The organism is Castellaniella defragrans 65Phen (assembly GCF_000612685.1).
Lineage (GTDB): Bacteria > Pseudomonadota > Gammaproteobacteria > Burkholderiales > Burkholderiaceae_B > Castellaniella > Castellaniella defragrans.
This window is the reverse complement of the sequence record NZ_HG916765.1, coordinates 3,195,381-3,213,073: the sequence shown is the minus strand read 5'-3', so window position 1 is coordinate 3,213,073 and position 17,693 is coordinate 3,195,381. Positions and strand designations below refer to the sequence as shown.

The window sequence follows — 17,693 nt, the reverse complement described above, 5'->3', positions numbered from 1 at the left end:
GCGGGGTTCAGGGAGCCTGCACGAACTTGCCGCCCTTGATTTCGAGCCAGGTGATGGTCTTGTCGATGTCGCCGTTCGCGTCGAATTTCATCTGGCCGGTGGTGCCGCGCACCTGCACCTCGAACAGCTTGTCGCCCAGCGCCTTGCGGCCTTCGGTGCCGCTGCCGGGAACGTCGTCCAGCGCGGTGCCGATCATGGCGATCGAGTCGTAGCCCACCGCGCCGAAGGCGTTGGGCGTCTGGTCGTAGGCCTTTTTGTAGGCGGCCACGAAGTTCTGCACCACCGGCTCCTTGCTTTCGGCGAAGAAGAAGGCGGGCACGTGCCAGTTTTCCACGGCGTCGTTGCCGGCGAGCTCGACGAGCTGGTGCGTGTACAGCGCGGTGGACGTGATGACCTTGGGATTCCAGCCCGCGGCCTTCATGCGCTGCGCCAGGACGGCGGCGCTGGCGTAATGCAGGGCCACGTAGACGCTGTCGGGGTTCTTTTCCTTCAGGACCGTGACCAGCGTGCGCAGGTCGCGGGTGTCGGGCGCCACGGCCTCGGCGGCCACGATGGTGCCGCCCTTGGCCTCGAAGCTCTTGCGGAAGACCTTGGCGGCCGAGTTGCCCCAGTCGTCCTGGCGGTAGACGATGGCGGCGGTCTTGCCGCCGAGCTTGTCGGCCACGTAGTCGGCGATCCGGTCCGCCTCGATGGACTGGGTCGGCGTGCCGCGGAAGGCGTACTTGGCCAGGCCGGTGAAGTCCGGGTGCGACGAGGTGGGCGAGATCTGCGGGATGCCGGCCTTGTCGAGGATGGGCGCGGCCGCCATGGCCGCGGTGCTGGTGAAGCTGCCCACCGCCGCGATCAGGTCCTTGTCCTGGGCGAATTCGCGGGCGATGTTGGTGGCCGTCTTGGGCTCGCCCCGGTCGTCGCGCACCAGCAGCTCGATCTTGTGGGCGTGTTTCTGCTGGTTGTATTCGTTCACGTACAGCTCGACCGCCTTGCGGATCTGCTGGCCGTTCTCGGCGTTTTCGCCCGTCAGGGGCAGGAACACCCCGATCTTGGCGACGCCGTCGGCCGCCGCTGCGGGCGCCGCCAGGAATGCCGTGGGGGCGACGACGGCGGCCACGGCGAGGATGCGGAAAATACGGTGGTGTGCCATTTTGTCTCACTCCGGTGTCGGACTCAGGAATCGGATGGGTGCCGGACCCGCCCGGCGGACCAGCCGTGTCCGAACCGGTCGGCGGGCCCATAGGCAAAATATAAAGCAAGCGGGCATTTTATGCGTGGGCTTATGGCTGCCGCGCATAAGCATTCACGTGCGGCCGCGGCCCACAGGGCGGGCGCCAAAGCCCGCGGCACGAGGCTTGCCGGGGGTTTTCGCGCCCTGGATGCCGCGGGCGCGCATTCAGCAGCAATTCGCATTCCGCCTTAAAATCCCGGAATCCGTTTTTTCCACCATTCCATTCTTTTCTGGAGGTCCAGCCATGGCCCTGGTTTCCATGCGTCAGCTCCTCGATCACGCGGCCGAGCACGGCTACGGGATTCCCGCGTTCAACGTCAACAACCTGGAGCAGGTCCAGGCCATCATGGAAGCCGCCGCCCAGACCGACAGCCCCGTGATCATGCAGGCCTCGGCCGGCGCGCGCAAGTACGCGGGCGAAGGCTTCCTGAAATACCTGATCCAGGCCGCCGTCGAGTCCTATCCGCACATCCCCGTGGTCATGCACCAGGACCATGGCCAGTCGCCCGACGTGTGCCGCGGCGCCATCGAGCTGGGCTTTTCCAGCGTCATGATGGACGGCTCGCTGATGTCCGACGGCAAGACGATCGCCTCCTACGAATACAACCTCGACGTCACCCAGCAGGTGGTCGCCATGGCGCACAAGCTGGGCGTCACCGTGGAAGGCGAACTGGGCTGCCTGGGCTCCCTGGAAACCATGAAGGGCGACAAGGAAGACGGCCACGGCGCCGAGGGCACCATGACCCGCGAGCAGCTGCTGACCGATCCCGAGCAGGCCGCCGACTTCGTCAAGCGCACCCAGCTCGACGCCCTGGCCATCGCGGTGGGCACCAGCCACGGCGCCTACAAGTTCACGCGCAAGCCCACCGGCGACATCCTGTCGGTGCAGCGGATCAAGGAAATCCACGCCCGCCTGCCCAACACCCACCTGGTGATGCACGGCAGCTCCAGCGTGCCCCAGGAACTGCTGGCCGAGATCCGCCAGTTCGGCGGCGACATGAAGGAAACCTACGGCGTACCCGTGGAAGAACTCCAGGAAGCCATCAAGTTCGGCGTGCGCAAGGTCAACATCGACACCGACATCCGCCTGGCCATGACCGGCGCGATCCGCCGCTTCCTGGCGGAAAACCCGTCCAAGTTCGACCCGCGCGAATACCTCAAGCCCGCCCGCGAGGCCGCCAAGAAAGTCTGCCTGGCGCGCTACGAGCAGTTCGGCACGGCCGGCCACGCGTCCAGGATCAAGCCGATCCCGCTGTCGGACATGGCCGCGCGCTACGCCGCCGGCGAACTCAAGCAATTGGTGAAATAAACCCGAAATGAAGGCCCTGCTCCAATCCTCCATCGAGTCGCTGCCCCTGCTGGGGCGCGGCAAGGTCCGCGACATGTACGCCGTGGGCGAAGACAAGCTGCTCATCGTCGCCACCGACCGGATCTCGGCCTTCGACGTGATCCTCGAAGACCCCATCCCCGGCAAGGGCCAGGTCCTGACGGCCCTGACCGAATTCTGGCTGGGGCGCCTGGGACACCTGATTCCCACGCACGCCACCGGCATCGCGCCGGAAGACGTGGTCGCCCCCGGCGAACGCGAGCAGGTGGCCGGGCGCGCCATGGTGGTCAAGCGCCTGGAGCCCATCCTGGTCGAGGCGGTGGCGCGCGGCTACCTGATCGGCTCGGGCTGGAAGGACTACCAGGCCACCGGCGCGGTCTGCGGCATCGCCCTGCCGCCGGGCCTGCGCCAGGCCGAACGCCTGCCGGAGCCGATCTTCACCCCCGCGGCCAAGGCCGAATTCGGCCAGCACGACGAGAATGTCGATTTCAACTACGTCGTCGCCCAGGTGGGCGCCGACCTGGCGGCCGAACTGCGCCGCGTCACGCTGGCCCTGTACGCCGAGGCCGCCGAATACGCCCGCGGCCAGGGCATCCTGATCGCCGACACCAAGTTCGAGTTCGGCCTGGACGCGCGCGGCACGCTGCACCTCATGGACGAGGTCCTGACGCCCGATTCCTCGCGCTTCTGGCCGGCGGACGGCTATGCCGTGGGCATCAGCCCGCCGTCCTTCGACAAGCAGTTCGTGCGCGACTGGCTGGAAACCCAGGACTGGGACAAGACCGCGCCGGCGCCGCGCCTGCCGGCCGACGTGCTGGAGCGCACGGCGGCCAAGTACCGCGAAGCCCTGGAGCGCCTGACCCGGGGCGCGGCATGACTTCGCCTGCATCCGCATCCGCCTCCGCCTCCGCGTCCGCATCTGCGCCCGCGTCCGCGTCTTCTTCCGTGTCCGCGTCCGCGTCTTCTTCCGCGTCCGTGTCCGCGTCCGGCGCGGCGCCGCTGGCCGGCCTGATCATGGGCTCGTCCAGCGACTGGGACGTGATGCGCCACGCGGCGGCGGTGTTCGACGAATTCGGCATCGCCTACGAAGCACGCGTCGTGTCCGCCCACCGCATGCCGCTGGACATGGCCGAATACGGCGCCCGGGCGGTGGAACGCGGCCTGCGCGCCATCGTCGCGGGGGCGGGCGGCGCGGCCCACCTGCCCGGCATGATGGCGGCGCTGACGCCGGTGCCGGTGTTCGGCGTGCCCGTGCCCTCGCGCTACCTGCGCGGCGAGGATTCCCTGCTGTCCATCGTGCAGATGCCGCGTGGCGTGCCGGTGGGCACCTTCGCCATCGGCGAGGCGGGCGCGGCCAACGCCGCCCTGCACGTGATCGCCAACCTGGCCATGACCGACGCCGCGCTGCTGCGCAGGCTGCAGGACTACCGCGCGCGCCAGACCGAGGCCGCGCGCGCCATGGTCGTGCCGCCGGAGGCGCCATGAGCGAGGTGCCGGCCACGGATCCCACGGCGCGGCGGGAGGCCGGCGCCGCGTCTTCGGCCGCATCCCCGGCCGCCGCGGCCTGGGGCGCCGCGCCGCTGCCTCCCGGCGCCTGGCTGGGCGTGCTGGGCGGCGGCCAGCTGGGCCGCATGTTCTGCCAGGCCGCGCAGGCCCTGGGCTACCGCGTGGCGGTACTGGACCCGGACGAATCCTGTCCGGCGGGCATGGTGGCCGACGCGCACATCCGCGCCGCCTACGACGACGCGGCCGGGCTCGACCGCCTGGCGCAGCGCTGCGCCGCCGTGACCACGGAATTCGAGAACGTCCCGGCCGACAGCCTGCGCCGCCTGGCGCGCTCGCGCATCACGACGCCCTCAGGCGACGCCGTGGCGGTGGCCCAGGACCGGCTGGCGGAAAAATCCTACATCCAGGCGGCGGGCGTGCCGGTGGCCGCCCATGCGGCCATCCGTTGCGCCGCCGACGTGGACGCCTGTCCCGACGCGCTGTTCCCCGGCATCCTCAAGACCGTCCGCTTCGGCTACGACGGCAAGGGCCAGGTCCGCGTGGCCTCGCGCGACGAGGCCCGCCAGGCCTTCGGCGCGCTGCGCGGCGTGCCCTGCATCCTGGAGGCCCTGCAGCCCCTGGACCACGAGATCTCGGTGGTGGTGGCGCGCGACCTGCGCGGCCGCGCCGTCAGCTACCCGCCGTCGCGCAACGTCCACCGGGACGGCATCCTGGCGCTGGCGGTCGCGGACGGCTCGGTGCCGGCCGGGATCGCCGACCAGGCGCGCGGCCATGCCCTGTCCCTGGCCGACCACCTGGACTACCACGGCGTGCTGTGCGTGGAATTCTTCGTGCTGCGCGATGGCCGCGTGCTGGCCAACGAGATGGCGCCGCGCCCGCACAACAGCGGCCACTACACCCAGGACGGTTGCCTGGTGAGCCAGTTCGAGCAGCAGGCGCGCATCATGGCCGGGCTGCCGCTGGGCGACACCGCCTTGCTGCGGCCGGCCGCCATGCTCAATCTGCTGGGCGACCTGTGGTTCGACGCGCAGGGCCGGCGGCGCGAGCCCGACTGGGCCGGCGTGCTGGCGGTGCCCGGCACCCGCCTGCACCTGTACGCCAAGTCCGAGGCACGCCGCGCCCGCAAGATGGGCCATGTGAACATCCTCGGCGCGGACGCCGCGCAGCTGCGCGAGCGCATCGCCCGGGTGTCGGCCGTGCTGGGGCTGCCCGATGCCGATGCCTGATCCGCGCCCCGGTCCGCGCGCAAACGCGGCGGAGGCGGCCGGGCCGCGTCCCGGCGCGGGCGAGACGGCCGCGCCCGGTACGGACGCGGCGCGCGCCGAAGCCGGCCCCGCCCGGATCCTGGAGGCCGCCCAGCGGCTGGCCCAGGGCCGGCTGGTGGCCTTCCCGACCGAGACCGTCTACGGCCTGGGGGCCGACGCGGAAAACCCCGAGGCGGTCGCGCGCATCTACGCCGCCAAGCGGCGGCCGGCCGACCACCCCGTCATCGTCCACCTGGCGCCGGACACGGACCCGGGCTACTGGGCGGCCTCGATCCCGCTCGAGGCCCGCCGGCTGATGGCGGCCTTCTGGCCGGGGCCGCTGACCCTGATCCTGCCGCGCGCGGCCCGCATCCCGGGCACGGTGAGCGGCGGCCAGGACAGCATCGGCCTGCGCTGCCCCTCGCATCCGGTGGCGCAGCGGCTGCTGCACGCCTTCGCCGTCCTCAAGCCGCACGGCTGCGGCGGGGTGGCGGCGCCGTCGGCCAACCAGTTCGGCCAGGTCTCGCCCACGCGCGCCGACCACGTGCGCGGCGAATTCCCCGACCTGGACGAGCAGGCGCTGATGATCCTCGAAGGCGGTCCTTCCGAAGTCGGCATCGAGTCCACGATTCTCGACCTGTCGCGCCTCGACCGGGGCGTCGGCCCCGTGCTGCTGCGCCCCGGCCACGTCACCGCCGCGCAGATCGCCGAGGTGCTGGGCGTGGCCCCGGCGCTGCCCGACGCGGCGGCGCCCCGCGTGTCGGGCTCGCTCAAGGCGCACTACGCGCCGCGCACGCCGCTCGCCCTGATGGACCGCGCGGCCCTGCTCGACTGGCTGCGCGGCGGCCTCGGCGGCGCGCGCCTGGCCGCCGTGGTGTTCGAGGACGGCGGGGAACTGCCGCAATGGCCCGGCGTGGACTGGGTGGCCGTGCCCGCCGACCCGCGTGGCTATGCCCGCGACCTGTACGCGCTGCTGCGCCGGCTGGACGTCCGCGGCTACGACGGGATCGTGCTGGAGCGCCCGCCGGCGGAGCCCGCCTGGCAGGCGGTCAACGACCGGATCGGGCGGGCGGCGGCGACCTTCCAGGGCCTGGGGATCAGACGCCCAGGTAGCGCCTGAGATCCTCCGTCCGGGCGGCCATCGCCGCGCTGCCGCCCTCGGCCACGACCTCGCCCTTCTGCAGGATCAGGCAGCGGTCCGTGTGGGCCAGCACCTTGCCGTAGTTCCGGTCGACGATGAGCGTCGAGACGCCCGTGGCGCGGACCTCGCGGATCACGCGCCAGATCTCGGCGATCACCAGCGGCGCCAGGCCCTCGGTGGCCTCGTCCAGGATCAGCACGTCCGGATTGGTCATGAGGGCGCGGCCGATCGCCAGCATCTGCTGCTCGCCGCCCGAGAGCTGGCCGCCCCCGTGCGCCAGGCGTTCCCCGAGCCGGGGAAAGAGCGCCAGGACGCGCTCGCAGCTCCAGTCGCTCCGGCGGGAATGGCCCGGACGGGCGGCGACCAGCAGGTTCTCGCGCACGCTGAGATTGGGGAAGATGCCGCGGCCCTCCGGGACGTAGGCGATGCCCAGCCGCGCGATCCGGTGCGGCTGCCGGGGCGCCGCCCGCCCGCGGATCGTGATCGTGCCCGGGCGGGCCGGACGTGGCCGACCAGGGTGCGGATCAGCGTGGTCTTGCCCATGCCGTTGCGTCCCAGCAGGCCGACCGACTCGCCCGCGTCGATGCGCAGGTCCACCGCGCGGATGATGTGGCTCTCGCCGTAATAGGTGTCCAGCCCCGCGGCTTCGATCAGTGCAGGCATGGGGCCTCGTCTCCCAGATAGGCGGCCTGGACCGCGGCGTTGCCGCGGATCGACGCGGGATCGCCGCGGGCGATCACGGCGCCGTTGACCATCACCGTGATCGTGTCCGACACCTTGAAGACCGCGTCCATGTCGTGCTCGATCAGCAGGATGGCGTGGTCGGCGCGCAGCGCGCTCAGCAGGTCCAGCATCCGCTCCGTCTCCTCCGGACCCATGCCGGCCAGGGGTTCGTCGAGCAGCAGCACCCGGGGGCGGGTGCTCAGGCTCATGGCGATTTCGAGCTGGCGCTTCTTGCCGTGCGACAGGGAGGCCGCGACGCGGTCCCGCAGGTCCGTCAGCCCGGCCTGCTCCAGGGCGCGGTCCGCCGCTTCGTTGGATTGCCTGCAGCGGCGGGCCGGGTGGGTCCAGTGCCAGAATTTCTGGCATCGGGCCTGCGCCGCCAGGCGGCAGTTCTCGTGGACCGACAGGGCGGGGAACACCGTGGTGCGCTGGTAGCTGCGGCCCAGGCCCGCCTGGGCGCGGCGCGGCTGCGTCCAGTGCGTGACGTCCTGGTCGTCCATGAGGATCTCGCCCCCGCTGGGGGCCAGTTCTCCCGACAGGATGTGGACCAGGGTCGATTTGCCGGCGCCGTTGGTGCCGATCACGGCGTGGATGGCGCCCGGCGACAGGTCGATCGAGACGCCGTCCAGGGCGACGAGCCCGCCGAATCGGCGCGAGACGTTTCTTGCGGAAAGCAGGGGCTGGGTCATGGCTGGGGCCTGTAGGTGGTTTGCGGGGCGGATTCGGGAGCGGCGCCGGTCCGGCCGGCGGAGCGGGGGCCGGGTGCGGCGGACCCCGCGGACCCGGAAGCGCCGGAAGCGCCGGAAGCGATCCGGACGCCCGGCCGGTCCAGCAGGCCGGCCAGGCCGCGGGGCAGCAGGGCGACCAGGGCGATGATGCTCAGCCCGAAGGGCAGGTGCCAATGGGACGCCAGGCCGCCGAACAGGGCCTCCGACTGGAAGGCTTCCTGCAGGAGCGTCAGCGCGGCCGCGCCGGCGACCGCGCCCCCCAGGCGGCCGAGGCCGCCCAGGATGACCATCAGCAGCACCAGGCCCGACTGCTCCCAGGCCAGGAGCTCGGGATTGACGAAGCCGTCCTTGGCCGCGTAGAGCATGCCCGCCAGCGCGGCCAGCCCCGCGGCCAGCACGTAGGCGGTGAACTTGTAGGAGAAGGTCGCGTAGCCGGCCGCGCGCATGCGCTGCTCGTTGATGCGGATGCCGGTCAGCGCCGCGCCGAAGCGCGAGCGCATCAGCACGGCCAGGAACAGCCAGGCCAGGGCGAGCACGGCCAGCGTGAACAGGTAGAACGCATGGGGGCCGTCGACGTTCAGCAGGGTGTGGCCGCCGATGCGCCATTCCGGGCGGAAAGACAGGTAGATGCCGTCGCTGCCGCCGCCCGCCTCGGTGTCGTGGAAGACGTAGTAGGCCATCTGGGCGAAGGCCAGGGTGATCATGATGAAATAGATCCCGCGGGTGCGCAGGGCCAGCGCGCCGGTGAGCGCGGCGTAGGCCATGGCGGGCGCCACGGCGCAGGGGATGAGCCAGAAGAAATTCGCCGGCCCCGATTCGGGCGACAGCAGCGCGGCGGCGTAGGCGCCGATGCCGAAGAAGGCGGCATGGCCCAGGCTGATCAGGCCCGCGCCGCCCACCAGCAGCTGCAGGCTGAGGGCGAAGAGCGCGTAGATCATGATCTTGATCGCCAGTCCGGCGTGGTAGCCGTCCAGGACCCAGGGCGCCAGGGCGGCGAGGAGCAGGCCGGCGGGCGCCAGCAGCAGTGCGGGGCGTATACGGTATCGCATGTCTCAGCCTTGCTTGAAGAGCCCTTCGGGCTTGAGCAGCAGGATGGCGGCCATCAGCAGGTAGACCAGCATCCCCGAAGCCTGGGGAAACAGGACCTGGCCGAAGGTGTCCACGGCGCCCACCAGCATCGCCGCCAGGAAGGCGCCCCGGATCGATCCGATGCCGCCGATCACCACCACGACGAAGCTGATGATGAGGACGGCGTGGCCCATGCCCGGGTAGACCGAGCTCACGGGCGCGGCGATCGCGCCGGCCAGGGCCGCCAGGGCCACGCCGAGCGCGAAGACGACGCGGAACAGGCGGTCGATGTCGATGCCCAGCGAGCCGGCCATCTCGCGGTTGCTGGCGCCCGCGCGGATCGCCATGCCCAGCCGGGTGCGGCTCAGCACCCAGTACAGCAGGCCGGCGACCGCCAGGCAGACCGCGGAAATGAACAGCCGGTAGACGGGGTAGGTCATCACCCCGCCCAGGGGGATGGAGCCGCCGAGCCATTCGGGCGGCGCGATGCCGTGCACGTCGTTGCCGACCAGGATGCTGCGCAGTTCCTCGAACACCAGGATCAGTCCGTAGGTCATCAGGACCTGCTGGAGGTGGTCGCGCGTGTACAGGTAGCTGAAGAAGGCCCATTCCAGGACGTAGCCCAGCGCCGCGGCCAGGACCACGCAGGCCAGGAGGGTGGCGGCGAAGCCGCCGCCCAGGAACGGGCCGACCACGGGCTGGAGCGCGAAGGCCATGTAGGCGCCGACCATGTAGAAGCTGCCGTGGGCCAGGTTGATGATGCCCATGATGCCGAAGATGAGCGTCAGTCCGCTGGCGACCAGGAACAGCAGCAGGCCGTACTGGATCGCGTTGAGGCACTGGATCAGGAAGATGGTCGGGTCCACGGTGGGGTCTCCTGGCGGGTCCTGCGCTTACAGCCGGCAGCCGCGGGCCGGATCGGCCAGCGCCTTGCTGGCGACGCCGACCACCTGGTTCCGGTCGCCCCGGACCTCGCGCAGGTAGATGTCCTGGACGGGATTGCCGGCTTTGGAGAGCTTGAAGGCGCCGCGCGGGCTGTCGATCGTCGCGTCGCGCATGGCCTGGCGCAGGACGTCCTTCCTGCCGGCGTCGCCCTGGGCGGCCGCCAGGCCGGCGGCCAGCAGCTGCGCGGCGTCGTAGCCCTGGACGGCGTAGACGTCGGGCTGGGCGCCGCCGTAGGCCTGGGCGTAGTGCGCGCGGAAGGCGTTGTCGCGGGGGGTGTCCAGGCCGTCGGCGTAGTGCAGCGTCGTGAGCAGGCCCTGCGCCGCCTCGCCCTGCGCCTTCAGCGTGCCGTCGGTCAGGAAGCCGCTGCCCAGCAGGGGGATGGTCTTGCCCAGGCCCGAGGCCGCGTAGTCCTGCACGAACTTCACGGCGCCGCCGCCGGCGAAGAAGGTGAAGACCGCGTCGGGTTCGAGCGCGGCGATCTCGGTGAGCAGGGGCTGGAACTCCACCTTGGGGAAGGGCAGGGACAGGTGCTTGACCACCTTGCCGCCCTTGCGCTCGAAGCCGTCCTTGAAGCCGTCGGTGGCCTCCTTGCCGGCGGCGTAGTTCCAGGTGATGGTCACGGCCTTCTTGTAGCCCTTGTCGGCGGCGACCGCCCCCATGGCGAAGCCCGGCTGCCAGTTGGTGAAGGACGTCCGGAAGACCTGCTCGCTGCACAGCGATCCGGTGAGGGCGTCGGCGCCCGCGTTCGGGATGATGAGGGTGGTGTCGGATTCCTTGGCCGCCTTGGCCAGGGCCAGCGCCACGCCCGAGTGCACGGTGCCCACCAGGACGTCCACCTGGTCGCGCCGGATCAGGCGGTTGGCGTTCTCGGAGGCCTTGGAGGGATCGGATTCGTCGTCCACCTTGAAGAACTCGATGTCCTGCCCGGCGAGTGTGCCGCCCTGTTCCTGCAGGTAGAGCCTGAAGCCGTTCTCGATGGCCTCGCCCAGGGCCGCGTAGGTGCCGCTGTAGGGCAGCATGAGGCCCACCTTGACGGCGGCCGCGGCCGGCGCGGCCGAGGTTCCCAGGGCGGCGGCCAGGGCGGCGCCGATCAGCAGTTTGCGCATGTGTCTACTCCTTGGTTTCTTTGTCATGCAGAGGGGCGGACCTTCATCCGCGTGAGTCCCGCAGCCGGCCGACGAAGGCCGCCATGGCCTCCAGCACCGCCGCGGGCTGATCCTTGTGGGGCGAATGCCCGCACTGCTCGATGATGCACAGCTCGGTCTGCGGCAGCTTGCGCCGGATGCCGTAGATCTGCTTCAGGGTGCCGTATTCGTCGTCCCGCCCCTGGATGGCGAGGACCGGGCAGCGGATGTCCGCCAGGGCCGGCTCGATGTTCCAGTCGCGGAAGGCCGGGTCGAGCCAGACGTCGTTCCACCCCCAGAACGCCGAATCGGGGTCCTGGTGGTAGCGCCCCAGCCGGTGCGGCAGATCGGTGTGCAGGTAGGCGGCGCGGGCCCGCTCGATGCTGGCGAGGGTGACGTCCTCGACGAAGATGTGCGGGGCCGCGACCGCGACGGCCCGGACCCGACCGGGGTGCAGGGCGGCGTGGAGCAGGGCGATCGACGCCCCGTCGCTGTGGCCGAAGAGGATGGGTTTTTCCGCTCCGAGCCCCAGCGCGTCCAGCAGCGCCGGCAGCGCCTCGTCCGCCTGCCGGTGCATGAATTCGACCGGCCAGCGCTCCCCGGGCGCCCGCGGCGTGCTGGCGCCGTAGCCGGCGCGCGAATACACCAGGCCGCGGCACTGCACGGCCGCGCACAGCCGCTCGGGCCAGTCCTTCCACATGGACAGCGAGCCCAGGCCCTCGTGCAGGAACACCAGCCACTCCGCGTCCGGCCGGGCGGCGGGGATGATCCGGTATTCGATGTCCAGTGCGCGCCCCTGGAACCGGATGGCCTGGAATCCCGGGGCGCCGGGCGCGGGGGCCGGGCTCATGGGACGGCGCTCCGGCGGTGCGGCGGGATCGTGTTCATGCACGTTCGACCTCGCATTGCTGCCGCAGGCGGAACCGCTGGATCTTGCCCGTGGCGGTCTTGGGCAGCTCGTCCAGGAAGCAGATGGAGCGCGGGTACTTGAAGGGCGCCAGGTTCCGTTTCACGAAGTCCTTGAGCTCGGGCTCGGTGCGCTCGTCCTGGACGACGCCGGGGCGCAGCACCACGTAGGCGACGGTCTTGGTCAGGCCGTCGGCGTCGGGCGCGCCGATCACGGCGGCCTCCAGCACCGAAGGGTGGCGGGCCAGCACGCTCTCGACCTCGACGGGCGACACGTACTGGCCGCTCACCTTGATCATGTCGTCGCTGCGGCCGGCGTAGGTGTAGTAGCCGTCCGCGTCGCAGGTGTACTTGTCGCCGCTCTTGAGCCAGGCGCCGCGGTAGATGTCGCGGGACTTGTCGCGGTTGTTCCAGTACATCAGCGCCGCGCTCGGGCCCTTGATGTACAGGTCGCCGATCGTGCCCGGCGGCACGGCCGCTCCGGCCTCGTCGCGCAGTTCCACCTCGTAGCCCGGCACCGGCTTGCCCGTGGTGCCGTAGCGGATGCCGCCGGGCTGGTTCGACAGGAAGATGTGCAGCATCTCGGTCGAGCCGATGCCGTCGAGGATCGGACAGCCGAAGTGCTGCGTGTAGCGTTCGCCCAGCTCCCGGGGCAGCGCCTCGCCCGCCGAGGCGCAGATCCGCATGGCGACCTGCTCGCGCGCGGGCAGGTGGGGCGAGGCCAGCATGCTGGCGAACAGCGTCGGGACGCCGCAGAAGACCGTCGGCCGGTAGCGGGTCAGGCGCTCGAAGACCGCGTCCGGCGTGGGCCGGTCCTTCATGAGGATGGTGGTGGCGCCCACCGACAGGGGAAAGGTCAGGCCGTTGCCCAGGCCGTAGGCGAAGAACAGCTTGGCGGCGGAAAAGACGACGTCGTCCTCGCGCACGCCCAGGATGGGCTTGCCGTACAGCTCGGCCGTGTGCCAGAGATTGCCGTGCGTGTGCACGACGCCCTTGGGCTGGCCGGTGGAGCCGGACGAATAGAGCCAGAAGGCGATTTCGTCTGCCTGGGTATCGGCCGCCGGCAGCGCCGGCGCCCCTTCGACCAGCGCGTCGAAGTCCAGCAGCCCCTCGGCCAACGGCCCCTCGGGGCGGGAGATCACGACGTGCCGGACTTCGTGGCGGGCGGTCCTGGCGAGGGCCGCCTGGAGCGTGCCCAGCAGCGGAGCCGAGAGGATGGCCGCCTGGCAGCGGCTGTTCTCGATCATGTAGGCGTAGTCCTCGACCGTCAGCAGCGTATTGACGGCGACCGGGACGACGCCCGCCTGCAGCGCGCCCAGGAAGGCGACCGGCCAGTCGGTGGTGTCGTGCATCAGCAGCAGCACCCGCTCCTCGCGGTGGATGCCGAGTCCGCGCAGCGCGCCGGCGAAGCGGGCGATGCGCTGCGCCAGCTCGGCGTAGCTGAGGCTGCGTTCGCCGTCGATGTAGGCGGCCTTGGATGCGCGGCCGGCGTTCAGCCTGACCAGGTGGTCGGCGAAATTCAGGCGTGCGGGGCAGGTTTCCATGCGATGTCTCCAAAAATGTTCTGTTCTGTTTTGCTGCTGTGCCGTTCGCCGCCGCCGGATGCGCGGGCGGGATCGGGCGGGCGGACCGTGCGGGATCAGGCGGGCGCCATCCGGGCCAGGGCGCCCGTCCAGCCCTGGATCGCGGACAGGCGGTGGTAGAGCCGCAGGGCCCGTGCGCCGCCCAGTTCCTCGCCGCCGCCGGCGCGGCCCGGGCCGCCGTGGCTGGACTGCGGCATGGCGTTGCCGTGGCCGGTGTGCGATTCGGCGACTTCGGGGCTGACCAGGTGGACGCGGCCATGGCTTTCCGCCAGCCGCGCGGCCGCCTCGGCGAGGAAACCCGGATCCTCGGCGTAGACGGAGGCCACCAGCGACCCCATGCCGCGCCGCGCCAGGTCCAGGGCGTGCGCGGCGTCGCGGTAGGGAATCAGGGTGGCCACGGGGCCGAAGACCTCGGTCCGGTGGACGTCGGGATGGCCGTCCGGATCGCGGGTGCCGAACAGCACGGGCGCCACGCAGGCGCTGTCGGGCGGCGCCTGCACGGCGCTGCGGCGGGCGCCGTCGAACAGCACGTCGCACGATTGCGCGAGCTGGCGGATGCCGGCTTCCACGGCGTCGCGCTGCGTGCGGCTGACCAGGCTGCCCATGCGCACGCCGGGGTCGCGCGGATCGCCGACGGCGATTCTCCCCAGCTTTTCCGCGATGCGGGCGCCGATGGCGTCGTAGTGCGCCTGCGGCACCAGGATGCGCCGGATGGCCGTGCACTTCTGCCCGGACTTGACGGTCATTTCGCGGACCGTCTCGCGCACCAGCAGCCCGATGGCGGCCTCGCCGGCGTCGGGACCGAGGATGGCGCTGTTCACGCTGTCGGTCTCGGCGTTCAGGCGCGCGCCGTCGCGCGCGATGCGGGGATGGCCGCGCAGCGCGGCCGCGGTGTCGGCCGAGCCGGTGAACGAGACCGTGTCCAGCGGCTCCAGCGCGTCCAGCAGCCCTTCGGGGCGGCCGCAGACGATGCTCAGGGCGCCCGGCGGCAGGATGTCCGCCTCGATGACGTCGGCGACCATCTCGTGCGTCAGCCAGGCGGTGGCCGTGGCCGGCTTGACCACGATGGGCACGCCGGACAGCAGGGCCGGCGCGGCCTTTTCCCAGAGGCCCCAGGCGGGAAAGTTGAAGGCGTTGATCAGCAGGGCCACGCCGCGCGAGGGAACCAGGACGTGCTGGCTGGCGAACGCGCCGTCGCGGCTCAGGGCCTCGGGGGCGCCGTCCGGCAGGTGGTGCGCGTCGGGCAGGCCGGCGCCCAGCCGGGCGTAGTGGCCCAGCGTGTAGAGGGCGCCGTCCACGTCCACCGCGCTGTCGTTTTTGACCGTGCCCGAATTCTGCAGGGAGATCTCGAAATACTTGTCGCGGTGCCGCTGCAGCGTGCGCGCGATGCGGTCCAGCAGCTCCGCGCGCTGCGGGTAGCGCAGGGCCCGCAGGGCCGGGCCGCCCCGCTCGCGGGCCCAGGCGTAGCAGGCGGCCATGTCGATGTCCGCCGCGCCCGCGTGCGCGAGTCCGGTGCCGAGCACGGGATCGGCGAGGACGGCCGGGCGTCCGCTGACGGGCCGCCATCGACCCTGGCTGTGGTTCTTGAGTTCGATCATCGTGGTGGGGAGGTATCGGGTGGGGAGGGCCCTGGAGAGGGTCAGTGGAAGTCGATCTGCCCCTGGGGCAGGAGGTAGAGCACGAAGGCCTCGCCCGAGGACACCGTGGGGCGGTGGACCGAATCCGGCCCGTAGACCAGCCAGCCGGCGGGATGGCCGTCGAACCGCGCCGGCCCGGACGGCCCGGATACGGGCAGGATCAGGTCGATCTCGCCGAGAGGATGGCGGTGGCGCGGGCCGGCGATGTCCTTCATGAGCACGATGTCCACCGAGAAGCCGCCCAGGGCCTGGTCGGGCGGGATGACCCGGCCGTAGCGGATGCCGCCGTGCTCGCGCGGGCAGATCCAGCCTTCGCGCAGACCCGCGCGGCAGAGGTCCAGCACCTGCGCGTAAAGTGGGCCGTCGGCCGGGAAGCGCCGGTTCAGCCGTTCGCCTAGGGCGGCGTCCAGGGGCTGCGCGCCAATGAAGTCGGTGACGGGGCGGATCAGGCGGTGCAGGGCCGCGACGCCCCCGTCCGTACCCGTATCCGTCGGGCCCGTATCCGTGTCCCTGCTCGTATCCGTGCTCGTGTCGCTGCTCATGTCCATGTCCATGTCCGGTTTGTCGTGCGGTTCGTTGTGCGGGATGGATCAAACTTAAAATTTTTATTTTTCGCTGTCAAGCAATATAGTGCATATCAAGATCGAGTCTAGGGTTTTCCTTGATGGGATTATGTTGCATATCCTTGAGCGTGGCGCCTCTGGGGCGAAAGGGGCTGTACGTATAGGGCAGGAAAAAGCGAGGTGTCCCACGCTTCTTGACTCCGATCAAAACATGCAATATGATGCAAAAAACTGGACTTGATGAATTATTTTTCATGTCACCGATTCATGGATTTATGGAGACTGCATCATGACGAACGCCGCGCCCCGCATCGAATTCCGCACCGAGCCCAGCCAGTACCGGCACTGGGTCCTGTCGTTCGATGGCCCCGTCGCGACCCTGGCCATGGACGTGGCCGAAGACGGCGGGCTGAAGCCCGGCTACAAGCTGAAGCTCAATTCCTACGACCTGGGCGTGGACATCGAACTGCACGACGCCCTGCAGCGGATCCGCTTCGAGCACCCGGAAGTCGGCGCCGTCGTGATCACCAGCCTGAAGGACCGGATCTTCTGCTCGGGCGCCAACATCTTCATGCTGGGCCTGTCCTCGCATGCCTGGAAGGTCAATTTCTGCAAGTTCACCAACGAGACGCGCAACGGCATCGAGGATTCCAGCCGCCATGGCGGGCTGAAGTTCCTCGCGGCGCTCAACGGCGCCTGCGCCGGCGGCGGCTACGAGCTCGCCCTGGCGTGCGACGAGATCCTGCTGATCGACGACAACTCCTCGTCGGTCTCGCTGCCGGAGGTGCCCCTGCTGGGCGTGCTGCCCGGCACCGGCGGCCTGACGCGCGTCACCGACAAGCGCAAGGTCCGCCACGACCATGCGGACATCTTCTGCACCCTCGTCGAGGGCGTCCGCGGCCAGCGCGCCAAGGCCTGGCGGCTGGTCGACGATCTGGTCAAGCCGGCCCGCTTCCATGAGGAAGTCGGTCAGCGCGCGCGCGCGCTGGCCGCCGGCAGCGACCGGCCGGCCGACGGGAAAGGGGTGCCGCTGACGCCGCTGGCGCGCGCGGACGGGCCCGACAGCCTCGGCTATCGCCACGTCGAGGTGCGGATCGATCGCGCGCAGCGCGTCGCCTACTGGCTGCTGCGCGGCCCCGAGGCCGGCACGCCCGACGGTATCGAGGGCATTCTGGCGCAGGGCGCCGACTGGTGGCCGCTGGCGTTCGCCCGCGAACTGGACGACGCGATCCTGCAGCTGAGGACCAACGAGCCCGACATCGGCACCTGGGTGTTCCGCAGCGCGGGCGACCCGGAGCGCGTCCGCGCGGTGGACGAGGTGCTGCAGCGCTTCGCCGGCGAGCACTGGTTCGTCCGCGAGACCCTGGGCATGCTGCGGCGCACGCTGGCGCGGCTGGACGTCACGTCCCGCTCCCTGTTCGCCCTGATCGAGCCCGGCTCGTGCTTCGTGGGCACCCTGCTGGAAGTGGCCCTGGCCTGCGACCGCAGCTACATGCTGGACGATCCCGACGCCGACGCGCCGGCGGCGATCGGCGTGACCACGCTGAACTTCGGCCACTACCCCATGGTGAGCGGCCAGGGCCGCCTGCGGGCGCGCTTCCATGGCGAGCAGGCGCCGCTGGAGGCCGTGCGCGGCCAGGCCGGCGCGCCGCTGTCCGCCGCGCAGGCCGAGGCGCTGGGCCTGGTCACCTTCGCCGTGGACAGCCTGGATTGGGAAAGCGAGATCCGGCTGGTGGTCGAGGAGCGGGCCGCGCTGTCGCCCGACGCCCTCACCGGGCTGGAGGCCAACCTGCGCTTCGGCGGCGAGGAATCCATGGAGACCCGCGTGTTCGGCCGCCTGACGGCCTGGCAGAACTGGATCTTCTATCGCCCGAACGCCTCGGGAGACAAAGGCGCATTGAAGTTGTACGGCAAGGGCGAGAAGGCGGATTTCGACTGGAACCGCGTCTGACCCGGGCCCTTCCCCCATCCAAGGA

At 70.9% G+C, this 17,693-nt stretch carries 15 protein-coding genes and 1 pseudogene; 6 read left to right on the top strand and 10 right to left on the bottom strand.

Translation table 11 applies throughout. The features are described 5' to 3' along the window. Positions 1-7: 7 nt before the first annotated feature. Complete coding sequence (locus tag BN940_RS14330; RefSeq protein ID WP_043684107.1) at positions 8-1,141, bottom strand: ABC transporter substrate-binding protein; 1,134 nt, start codon at positions 1,139-1,141, stop codon at positions 8-10. Between the two features lie 325 nt (positions 1,142-1,466). On the opposite strand from BN940_RS14330, the gene fba reads away from it, so the two are divergent. The 5 genes from fba to BN940_RS14305 all read left to right on the top strand — a co-directional run bounded on the left by fba (position 1,467) and on the right by BN940_RS14305 (position 6,419). Next, positions 1,467-2,531 carry a class II fructose-bisphosphate aldolase gene (gene fba / locus BN940_RS14325; protein ID WP_043684105.1) on the top strand — a complete coding sequence of 355 codons (1,065 nt, stop codon included), beginning with the start codon at positions 1,467-1,469 and terminating at the stop codon, positions 2,529-2,531. A gap of 7 nt (positions 2,532-2,538) precedes the next feature. Further along, positions 2,539-3,426 (top strand): phosphoribosylaminoimidazolesuccinocarboxamide synthase, encoded by an 888-nt coding sequence (locus tag BN940_RS14320; RefSeq protein ID WP_043684103.1) that lies wholly within the window; start codon positions 2,539-2,541, stop codon positions 3,424-3,426. Positions 3,427-3,563: 137 nt separating this feature from the next. Next, positions 3,564-4,034 carry a 5-(carboxyamino)imidazole ribonucleotide mutase gene (gene purE / locus BN940_RS14315; RefSeq protein ID WP_052356101.1) on the top strand — a complete coding sequence of 157 codons (471 nt, stop codon included), beginning with the start codon at positions 3,564-3,566 and terminating at the stop codon, positions 4,032-4,034. Beyond that, positions 4,031-5,281 (top strand): 5-(carboxyamino)imidazole ribonucleotide synthase, encoded by a 1,251-nt coding sequence (locus BN940_RS14310; protein WP_084330710.1) that lies wholly within the window; start codon positions 4,031-4,033, stop codon positions 5,279-5,281. Before purE ends, BN940_RS14310 begins: the two co-directional genes overlap by 4 nt. Next, a complete protein-coding gene (locus tag BN940_RS14305) occupies positions 5,274-6,419 on the top strand; it encodes an L-threonylcarbamoyladenylate synthase (protein ID WP_084330709.1) in 1,146 nt (381 codons plus the stop codon). Before BN940_RS14310 ends, BN940_RS14305 begins: the two co-directional genes overlap by 8 nt. Here the strand turns inward: BN940_RS14305 and BN940_RS14300 are convergent. The 9 genes and pseudogenes from BN940_RS14300 to BN940_RS14260 all read right to left on the bottom strand — a co-directional run bounded on the left by BN940_RS14300 (position 6,397) and on the right by BN940_RS14260 (position 15,696). Then, positions 6,397-7,103: pseudogene (locus BN940_RS14300) on the bottom strand (ABC transporter ATP-binding protein). The gene BN940_RS14305 and the pseudogene BN940_RS14300 sit on opposite strands and share 23 nt — an antisense overlap. Further along, entirely contained in the window at positions 7,091-7,852 is a 762-nt protein-coding gene (locus tag BN940_RS14295; protein ID WP_043684099.1) for an ABC transporter ATP-binding protein, read from the bottom strand. Before BN940_RS14295 ends, BN940_RS14300 begins: the two are co-directional and overlap by 13 nt. Continuing rightward, the gene (locus BN940_RS14290; protein WP_173424584.1) at positions 7,849-8,940 is read right to left on the bottom strand and encodes a branched-chain amino acid ABC transporter permease; all 1,092 of its coding nucleotides are present in this window, start codon (positions 8,938-8,940) and stop codon (positions 7,849-7,851) included. The genes BN940_RS14295 and BN940_RS14290 overlap by 4 nt, the downstream gene beginning before the upstream one ends. A gap of 3 nt (positions 8,941-8,943) precedes the next feature. Beyond that, positions 8,944-9,825 carry a branched-chain amino acid ABC transporter permease gene (locus tag BN940_RS14285; protein ID WP_043684097.1) on the bottom strand — a complete coding sequence of 294 codons (882 nt, stop codon included), beginning with the start codon at positions 9,823-9,825 and terminating at the stop codon, positions 8,944-8,946. 27 nt (positions 9,826-9,852) lie between these two features. Next, positions 9,853-11,010: an ABC transporter substrate-binding protein gene (locus BN940_RS14280; protein WP_043684095.1), complete on the bottom strand. Its 1,158-nt coding sequence runs from the start codon at positions 11,008-11,010 to the stop codon at positions 9,853-9,855. Between the two features lie 43 nt (positions 11,011-11,053). Then, positions 11,054-11,878, bottom strand: a complete 825-nt coding sequence (locus tag BN940_RS14275; RefSeq protein ID WP_052355895.1) for an alpha/beta fold hydrolase — start codon at positions 11,876-11,878, stop codon at positions 11,054-11,056. 34 nt (positions 11,879-11,912) lie between these two features. Then, a complete protein-coding gene (locus tag BN940_RS14270) occupies positions 11,913-13,478 on the bottom strand; it encodes a benzoate-CoA ligase family protein (RefSeq protein ID WP_043684093.1) in 1,566 nt (521 codons plus the stop codon). A 95-nt stretch (positions 13,479-13,573) separates the two neighbouring features. After that, entirely contained in the window at positions 13,574-15,115 is a 1,542-nt protein-coding gene (locus BN940_RS14265; RefSeq protein WP_043684091.1) for a 3,4-dehydroadipyl-CoA semialdehyde dehydrogenase, read from the bottom strand. A 41-nt stretch (positions 15,116-15,156) separates the two neighbouring features. After that, positions 15,157-15,696, bottom strand: a complete 540-nt coding sequence (locus BN940_RS14260; RefSeq protein WP_084330866.1) for a 4-hydroxylaminobenzoate lyase — start codon at positions 15,694-15,696, stop codon at positions 15,157-15,159. A gap of 310 nt (positions 15,697-16,006) precedes the next feature. Between BN940_RS14260 and boxC the strand changes: the two genes are divergently transcribed. Continuing rightward, positions 16,007-17,668, top strand: a complete 1,662-nt coding sequence (boxC, locus tag BN940_RS14255) for a 2,3-epoxybenzoyl-CoA dihydrolase (RefSeq protein WP_043684089.1) — start codon at positions 16,007-16,009, stop codon at positions 17,666-17,668. Positions 17,669-17,693: the final 25 nt, after the last annotated feature.

Bases quoted from the DNA above. Each gene is read 5' to 3' on its own strand.
- purE (WP_052356101.1), top strand. From the start codon at position 3,564: ATGGGCTCGTCCAGCGACTGGGACGTGATGCGCCACGCGGCGGCGGTG.
- BN940_RS14260 (WP_084330866.1), bottom strand. From the start codon at position 15,696: ATGAGCAGCGACACGAGCACGGATACGAGCAGGGACACGGATACGGGC.
- BN940_RS14270 (WP_043684093.1), bottom strand. From the start codon at position 13,478: ATGGAAACCTGCCCCGCACGCCTGAATTTCGCCGACCACCTGGTCAGG.
- BN940_RS14330 (WP_043684107.1), bottom strand. From the start codon at position 1,141: ATGGCACACCACCGTATTTTCCGCATCCTCGCCGTGGCCGCCGTCGTC.
- BN940_RS14310 (WP_084330710.1), top strand. From the start codon at position 4,031: ATGAGCGAGGTGCCGGCCACGGATCCCACGGCGCGGCGGGAGGCCGGC.
- BN940_RS14320 (WP_043684103.1), top strand. From the start codon at position 2,539: ATGAAGGCCCTGCTCCAATCCTCCATCGAGTCGCTGCCCCTGCTGGGG.
- BN940_RS14280 (WP_043684095.1), bottom strand. From the start codon at position 11,010: ATGCGCAAACTGCTGATCGGCGCCGCCCTGGCCGCCGCCCTGGGAACC.
- BN940_RS14295 (WP_043684099.1), bottom strand. From the start codon at position 7,852: ATGACCCAGCCCCTGCTTTCCGCAAGAAACGTCTCGCGCCGATTCGGC.
- BN940_RS14290 (WP_173424584.1), bottom strand. From the start codon at position 8,940: ATGCGATACCGTATACGCCCCGCACTGCTGCTGGCGCCCGCCGGCCTG.
- BN940_RS14305 (WP_084330709.1), top strand. From the start codon at position 5,274: ATGCCTGATCCGCGCCCCGGTCCGCGCGCAAACGCGGCGGAGGCGGCC.
- BN940_RS14275 (WP_052355895.1), bottom strand. From the start codon at position 11,878: ATGAGCCCGGCCCCCGCGCCCGGCGCCCCGGGATTCCAGGCCATCCGG.
- fba (WP_043684105.1), top strand. From the start codon at position 1,467: ATGGCCCTGGTTTCCATGCGTCAGCTCCTCGATCACGCGGCCGAGCAC.
- boxC (WP_043684089.1), top strand. From the start codon at position 16,007: ATGACGAACGCCGCGCCCCGCATCGAATTCCGCACCGAGCCCAGCCAG.
- BN940_RS14265 (WP_043684091.1), bottom strand. From the start codon at position 15,115: ATGATCGAACTCAAGAACCACAGCCAGGGTCGATGGCGGCCCGTCAGC.